The organism is uncultured Thiodictyon sp., from assembly GCF_903828115.1.
Classification (GTDB): domain Bacteria; phylum Pseudomonadota; class Gammaproteobacteria; order Chromatiales; family Chromatiaceae; genus Thiodictyon.
The window spans coordinates 1-6,958 of sequence record NZ_CAIKKU010000254.1; the positions used below are offsets into that span (position 1 = coordinate 1).

General features: G+C 67.0%; 5 protein-coding genes. 1 reads left to right on the forward strand and 4 read right to left on the reverse strand.

Features of this window, described 5'->3' with window-relative positions:
* Positions 1 to 131: 131 nt before the first annotated feature.
* Positions 132 to 506: an Rpn family recombination-promoting nuclease/putative transposase gene (locus tag QZY48_RS09685; protein ID WP_295430526.1), complete on the reverse strand. Its 375-nt coding sequence runs from the start codon at positions 504 to 506 to the stop codon at positions 132 to 134.
* A 172-nt stretch (positions 507 to 678) separates the two neighbouring features.
* Entirely contained in the window at positions 679 to 876 is a 198-nt protein-coding gene (locus QZY48_RS09690; protein ID WP_295430528.1) for a hypothetical protein, read from the reverse strand.
* A 10-nt stretch (positions 877 to 886) separates the two neighbouring features.
* Between QZY48_RS09690 and QZY48_RS09695 the strand changes: the two genes are divergently transcribed.
* Complete coding sequence (locus QZY48_RS09695; protein WP_295430530.1) at positions 887 to 1,501, forward strand: Rpn family recombination-promoting nuclease/putative transposase; 615 nt, start codon at positions 887 to 889, stop codon at positions 1,499 to 1,501.
* Between the two features lie 25 nt (positions 1,502 to 1,526).
* Here QZY48_RS09695 and QZY48_RS09700 read toward each other — a convergent pair whose 3' ends face one another.
* A complete protein-coding gene (locus QZY48_RS09700) occupies positions 1,527 to 4,739 on the reverse strand; it encodes a CusA/CzcA family heavy metal efflux RND transporter (RefSeq protein ID WP_295430532.1) in 3,213 nt (1,070 codons plus the stop codon).
* Between the two features lie 142 nt (positions 4,740 to 4,881).
* Positions 4,882 to 6,573 (reverse strand): efflux RND transporter periplasmic adaptor subunit, encoded by a 1,692-nt coding sequence (locus QZY48_RS09705; RefSeq protein WP_295430534.1) that lies wholly within the window; start codon positions 6,571 to 6,573, stop codon positions 4,882 to 4,884.
* Positions 6,574 to 6,958: the final 385 nt, after the last annotated feature.

The window sequence follows — 6,958 nt, forward strand, 5'->3', positions numbered from 1 at the left end:
ACCGCTGCCCACAGGCGCAACGTCGCTTCATCCAGGCGACCGGAAAGCGCCCGATACTTTTCTTCGATTATCTTGGTAACATCCATGCACCAAGCGTAACCGCAATTCACGTATTGTTCAAGTTATTTCTGCTAGGCTCCTAAGTCGAAATAGAGGATGTTGACCGAGATGACCTTGACCAGGTCCGCGTAGGCCTGGCCGGCATCCAGGTGCTCGACCAGGGTGCGGGCGCTGCCGTAGAGCATCCGCGACAGGTAATCGTGCTGGCGCTCGTATTGGACTTCGATCAGGACCAGCTCGCCGCGGTGGTTGCGTACCTTGAGGTCCAGGCGGTTGGAGCGGTCGTCGGCCGTGTCGCGGTTCGACTCCGATTCCAGGACCTCCATGATCTGTACGTCCTCGCGCAGCAACTCGCTCAGGAAGCCCTCGAGGATGCCGAAGTTGGCCTTGCTGCGCAGCAGCCGTTTCATGGCCCAGTCGAAGCTGATGAGCTTGCGCGTTGGCATGGTCGCTGACTCCGGGGGAGATGGAAGGGTGGGCGGCACAAGCATAGCTTGAGTCGGTTGCGGGGGCCTTGATCATCGTTGCGGCCAGCGCTGTTCTCTGGAGTCCAAGGCTTCAGCCTTGGTCTTGCCCATCCAAGGCTGAAGCCTTGGACTCCGTCCGGGCGGCGGCCGGTCAATCCCCGCCGGCCCCCGTTCCAGGCAGCAGCGCTTGGATGCGCCTGAGCAGATCGGTCAGGAGCTGGGTGTCGCCGGGCTTGTGCTCGATCTGAAAGTCCCAGCGGCCGTCGGGGTGGCGGCGGATGCGCAGATGGGTGCGCAGGAGGAAGACGACGGCCAGCAGCACCGGGACGCTGAGGCCGTTCGCCGACATCCATATCGAGATGCAGGTCCGCCGCTACCGGGCCTGGAGCGCCCGCAGCGCCTATTATCTGGCCAAGCTCGTCAGCGGCCAGTTGGTCGCCGGCGACGACTACGGCGGACTCAAGCCCGCCATCGGCATCCATCTGCTCGACTTCGACCTGTTCCAAGACTCGGCGCATCAAGGGCAGGCCATCTGGTGCTTTGAGATGCGCGACGCCAAGACCCCAAGTGTTACCCTGGATCGAGAGTTGCAACTGAACCTGATCGAACTGCGCAAGGCCGATCGACTCCAACAGGAAACAGGCGCCCTCGCCGCCTGGATTGCGCTCTTTGAACACTGGCAAGAGGACCAAACCATGTCCCAAATCGCCGACGAACCCGTCCGCGCCGCGCTCGACAAGCTCAAACACCTGAGCGCCGACGCCGAAACGCGCCGACTAGCCTTCGTGCGCGAGCGGGCGCTACGCGACGAGCGCAGCCTGCTCAAGGACGCGCGGGAGGAAGGCAAGGCGGAGGCGCTGCGCCAAACCGCGATCAACCTCATTCGCGCGAGCGGCCTCGACGACGCCACCATTGCCGCGGCCACGGGGTTGAGTGTGAACGACATCGGTGCACTGCGCCAGCAGTTGCGGTAAGCCGCGCAGGACGCCGCCATCACCTTTATGCCCCTGTTGCAGCCGACCCCGCGCGGGCGGGACGCCCACGCTCCCGTAACCACAAAAAGATCACCGGCGTGACGATCAGGATATGCACCAGGCTGGAGATCATGCCGCCGACGACCGGCGTGGCCAGCGGCTGCATGATCTCCACCCCGGTGCGCTGAAGCCAGAAGATCGGCGATAGCGCGGCGATGGTGGTGGCGACCGTCATGACCTTGGGGCGCAGCCGCAGTCGGGCGCCGGCCTTGACGGCAGCGATCAACTCAGGACGGGTGAGTTCCCGCCCCAGGCGTGCGCCGGCCTCCTGCACCGATTCCTCCAGATAGGTCACCATGATGATGCCGGTCTGGATGGCGGTACCGAAGAGGGCGATATAGCCGACCCAGACGGCGACGCTGAAGTTGAAGCCCAGGAAGGCCTGGAGCAGTACGCCGCCGGTGAGTGCGAAGGGCACCGCCAGGATCACATGGGCCGCCTCACCGATGGAGCGGAAGGTCATCACCAGGGTCGCAAAGATAATCAGGATCACGGTGGGGAAGACATAGAGCAGCGTCCGGCGGGCGCGCAATTGCTGTTCGTATTGGCCTGAGTATTCGATGGTCATGCCGGGCGCCAGGGTGATCTCTTTGGCGATGCGCCCTTTGATGTCTTCCACGAAACTACCCAGGTCCCGGTCGCGGACATTGGCCTGGACGAAGACCCGCAGCCGGCCGTTCTCGCTCTGGATCTCATTGGGGCCGACCACCCGCCGCACCTCGGCCACCTGGCGCAACTGCACCCGGGCGCCGGTGGGGGTGGCCAGCGGGATCTCGCCCAGCCGGTCGATGTCGCCGCGCTCCTCCTGCTCGAGCCGCACCTGGAGCGGCCAGCGCTCGCGGCCCTTGATGGTGGTGCCGACCGTCACCCCGCCGATGCCCGCCTCCACCTGACGGAAGACCTCGGCGACGCTGAGCCCATAGCGACCGAGCAGGTCGCGCCGCACCTCGATCTCCACATAGGGCTTACCCTGCACCCGCGAGGGGGCCACGCCCACCGCCCCCGGCACCCGCTGGATGACGCGCTCGATGGCGAAGGCCTGCTGCTGGAGCGCGTCGAGATCATCGCCGAAGACCTTGACCCCGACCTGGGCGCGGATGCCGGTGCTGGTCATCAGGATGCGGTTCTCGATCGGCTGGAGGAAGCCGGGGACTGACCCGGGCAGGTCCATGAGGCGCGCCGAGAGGTCACTGACGATCGAGGCCTTGGTGGTCCCGGGCGGCCACTGGTCGCGCGGTTTGAGCGTGATGGTGGTCTCGATCATCTCGACCGGGGCCGGGTCGGTCGCGGTGGTGGCGCGCCCGAGCTTGCCGGCCGCCGCGGCGACCGCCGGGTGCGCGCGGATCACCTGGTCCTGCCAGGCCATGATGCGCTTGCCCTCGGTGAGTGAGGTGGCGGGCAGCAGCACCGGCATGAAGAGCAGGGAGCCCTCCTCCAGGGTGGGCATGAATTCACTGCCGAACCCCTGCGTATGGCGCGCGACGGACGCCGGAAGCCGGTCGTTGACCGCCCGCGGCAGCCCCAGCGCAATGACGATGCAGACCGCCAGCAGGCCGGCGGCGAGCCCCAGCACCGACTTGCGGTGCCCCAGGGCCCAGTCGAGCACCGGCTCATAGAGGCGCAGGAGCCCCTTCATCAGCCAGTTCTCCGCCTCCGGTTTCAACGGACCCCGCACCAGCAGGGTGCAGAAGACCGGCACCGCGGTCACCGCCAAGAGCGTGGCCCCGAGCAGGGCGAAGGTCTTGGTATAGGCGAGCGGATGAAAGAGCTTGCCCTCCTGCCCGGTCAGCAGGAACACCGGCACGAAGGCAAGGATGATGATCATCATCGAATAGACCAGGGGACGACCTACCTGGGTGGCGGCAGCGAGCGTCTGGGCGAAGACCTCGGCCGCATCGAGCCGGCGTTGGAGCCGGGCCTCGGCCCGCTCGCAGTGGCGGATGACGTTCTCGGTCATGACGATACCGGCATCCACCAGGACCCCGATGGAGATGGCGATGCCGGTCAGCGACATGATGTTGGCCGCGATGCCGAACTGGTCCATCAGGATGAAGGCGATCAGGATCGAGGCCGGCAGCGGCAGGGTGACGATCAGGATGCTGCGGAAATGCCACAGGAACAGGACGTGCATCAGGATGACGAGCGCGATCTCCTCGGCCAAGGTCTCCTTGAGGGTCCCGATGGCGCGCCCGATCAGGTCGCTGCGGTCATAGAAGGAGACGACGCGCACGCCCGGGGGCAGGCCGGGGGCCAGGGCGGTGAGCCGGGCCTTGAGGTCCGCGATGACCCGGTAGGCGTTCTCACCATAGCGCATGACCACGATGCCGCCGACCACCTCGCGCCCATCGACATCCAGGGCCCCGCGGCGGAAGTCGCCGCCGATCCGGATGGTCGCCACATCGCGCAGATACAGCGGCGTGCCGTTGCGCGGCAGCACCGGAACCTGCTCCAGGTCCGCCACCCCCTGCACCAGGCCGACGCCGCGCACGATGAACTCGGCGCCATTCTCCTCGATGGTCTTGCCGCCGACATTGAGGTTGCTCGCGGTCACGGCGTCCATCACCTCGCCCAGGGTGGCGCCGTATTGCTTGAGCTTGAGCGATGAGACCTCGATCTGATACTGACGCACGAAGCCGCCGATGCTCGCGACCTCGGCCACGCCCGGCACGGCGGCCAGTTGATAGCGGATATAGGTATCTTGCAGCGTGCGCAGCATGCCCAGGTCCTGGGTACCGGAGGCGTCCTTGAGGTAATACTGATAGACCCAGCCGAGCCCGGTCGCGTCCGGTCCGAGCCGCGCCGTCACGCCCTGGGGCAGCAGCTCGCCCAGTGAATTCAACCGCTCCAGCACCCGAGTGCGGGCAAAGTAGGGGTCGATCCTGTCGGCGAAGATGACCGTGAGAAAGGCGAAGCCGAACATGGAACTGGCCCGCACGGTGCGGACCCCGGCGAGCCCCTGCAAGGAGACCGAGAGCGGATAGGTGATCTGGTCCTCGACCTCCTGGGGCGAGCGGCCCGGCCAGTCGGCATAGACGATGACCTGGTTCTCCGACAGGTCGGGGATGGCATCGATCGGCACGCGCCCGAGCGCCAGGACACCCCAGGCGCACAGCGCGACCAGTGCGCCGATGACCAGGAAGCGGTGGTGCAGGGACCAGTGGATGACGCGGTTAATCATGAAGGGCGCGGATTCCAAAAGGAGAGTTTAGCCGCAAATGAACGCAAATGAACGCGAATAAGCCCCTCGGTAACGAGTCACGAAAAGCATTCCCTATTTGCGTTCCTTTGCGTTCCTTTGCGGCTAAATGATCTTCGTCCTCTCACTTGACCTCGTCCCCACACCCGGACATGGCCGAGCCGAAGAAGGGATTGCGCAGTTGATGGGCGCGCGAGAGCCAGCGCGCGGTGCCCAGTACCGGGCTCATCGGGCACTGGTAGATCCAGATCGACTCGCGCTGCTGGACCTGTTCGGCGCGGGCCAGGTCGGCCACGGCCGTGCTGAAGGGCTCGAAGGCGCGGCGGGCGGAGTCGAGGTCGGGCGGGTCGGGCAGCTTACCGGCGAAGGCGGCCAGATCGCCATGGGCGGCCGGGGCATAGCCCGCGAGATAGGCGGCGAGCGCCGCGCGCAGGGCGGGCAGGCCCTTGCGGTAGCCGGGCAGGTCGTCGGCCCCCAGCGCGGCGGCGGCGTCGGCGGCGGCGAAGACCAGGGTGCGCAGCAGAGCATAGGCGCCCTCGCTATGGGCTGGGGTACCGGCCGGGACCTTGGCGGGCAGCACCGGCACCGGTCCGGCCGCCGCGACCTCGACCGCGGCATGGGCCAGTTGCGCCTGAGAATCGAGGATCAGGGCGGCCTGGGTGACCACCCGCTCGTCGGCGCTGAGACCGCCCAGGACCTCGGCGTCGCTGTCGCCCACGCGGCCGAGCCGGACCTCGCGCGCCCGATAACCTTGACCGCCCTGATCGACATAGACGACCGGGCGCCCGCCATGTTGGAGGACGGCGGCGCGCGGCACCAGCAGGGCCTCCGGCCCCGTGAGGGCGACCAGCGCCTGGGCGGTTTCCCGGTGGTGCAGGCGCCGCTCGGCGTTGTCCAGGGTCACCCGCACCCGCGCCGTGCGCGTCTTCTCGTTGAGGCTGGGCTCGATGAAACTGATGGGGGCGCTCAGGACCCGGCCGGGCTGGGACGGGACCGACAGGTCCACCGTCTGCCCCAGGCGCAGCCAGGCCAGGTCCGGCTCATAGGCGTCGAAGACGAACCACATCCGCGAAAAGTCACCGATCTCGAACAGCGGATCATTCGTCTTGACATATTGACCCTCGTAGACCGCGCGCGAGACGACGGTACCGGACATCGGGGCACGGATATTGACCATCGCGGTAGGCTTCAGCGTGCCCTCCAGGATGCGGATCTCCTCCTCGGTCAGGCCCAGTTCCAGCAGGCGCTCGCGGGCCGCCGCGCGCTCGGCCAGCGAGGTGGCGACGGCGCCGGCCTTGATCCGCTCGACATACTGGCGCTGGGCCGTGAGCATCTCGGGGCTGAACACGGTCGCGAGCGGCGCCCCCGCCGCCACCTCGGCCCCCAGATAATTGACCTGGAGCTTCTCGACCCGGCCCGGCACCCGGGCGGCCAGGATGCGGTGACGGGTATCGTCGTCCTCGATGACACCGCTGACCCGCAGCGTCCGGGTCAGTGCCCCTCGCCTGACCTCGCTCACCGCCACCCCGGTCACCGCGGCCTGGGCGGCGGTTAGAGTGACGAGGCCCGGGTCGAGCGCCGCCGCTGCGGCGCCGGCGACCGCGACCAGATCCATGCCGCAGATGGTGCAGCGCTGCCCCGGCTTGTCTGACGTGATCCACGGGTGCATGGGGCACTGATAGACAACCGCCGCGTGGTCGTGCGCCGCGGGGACCGGCACGGCGGCGGCGGCCGCGTCCAGGGGGTAGAGACCGGGCAGAGCGGCAGCGGCGACGAGGATCCCGAGGCTGAGAAGGGACGCGGACAGGGTGTTCATAGCGCAACCGGCGTACGGAAAAAGAAGGGGGATGCGTTCCAGGGCCGACACTTGCCGTCGCGCCCACCAAGCCCCGCGCTGGTTTGCGGCAGTGTCGCAGTCGCGCGGGTGGGCGCGGTCGTACTCACGAGCTTCCTTCATCAACGATATGTCGTGACAGATCATCACTCTACTTCGCCACCGAATATCCCACTACCCCAGGACCATCCGGTGACCGACGGTCCCCATCGGACATAAGTCCGGTTTCTCCATTTGCCAGATTTTACCCAAGCGGATTAGGGATGATATCCGTCGCGGCCGAGGGCCGCTGCCAATGCCATTAAGTCAAGCACCGACGGCGGGGCTTCTCGTTCCCACGCGCAAGCAGGGGAATGCAGTGCGGGCG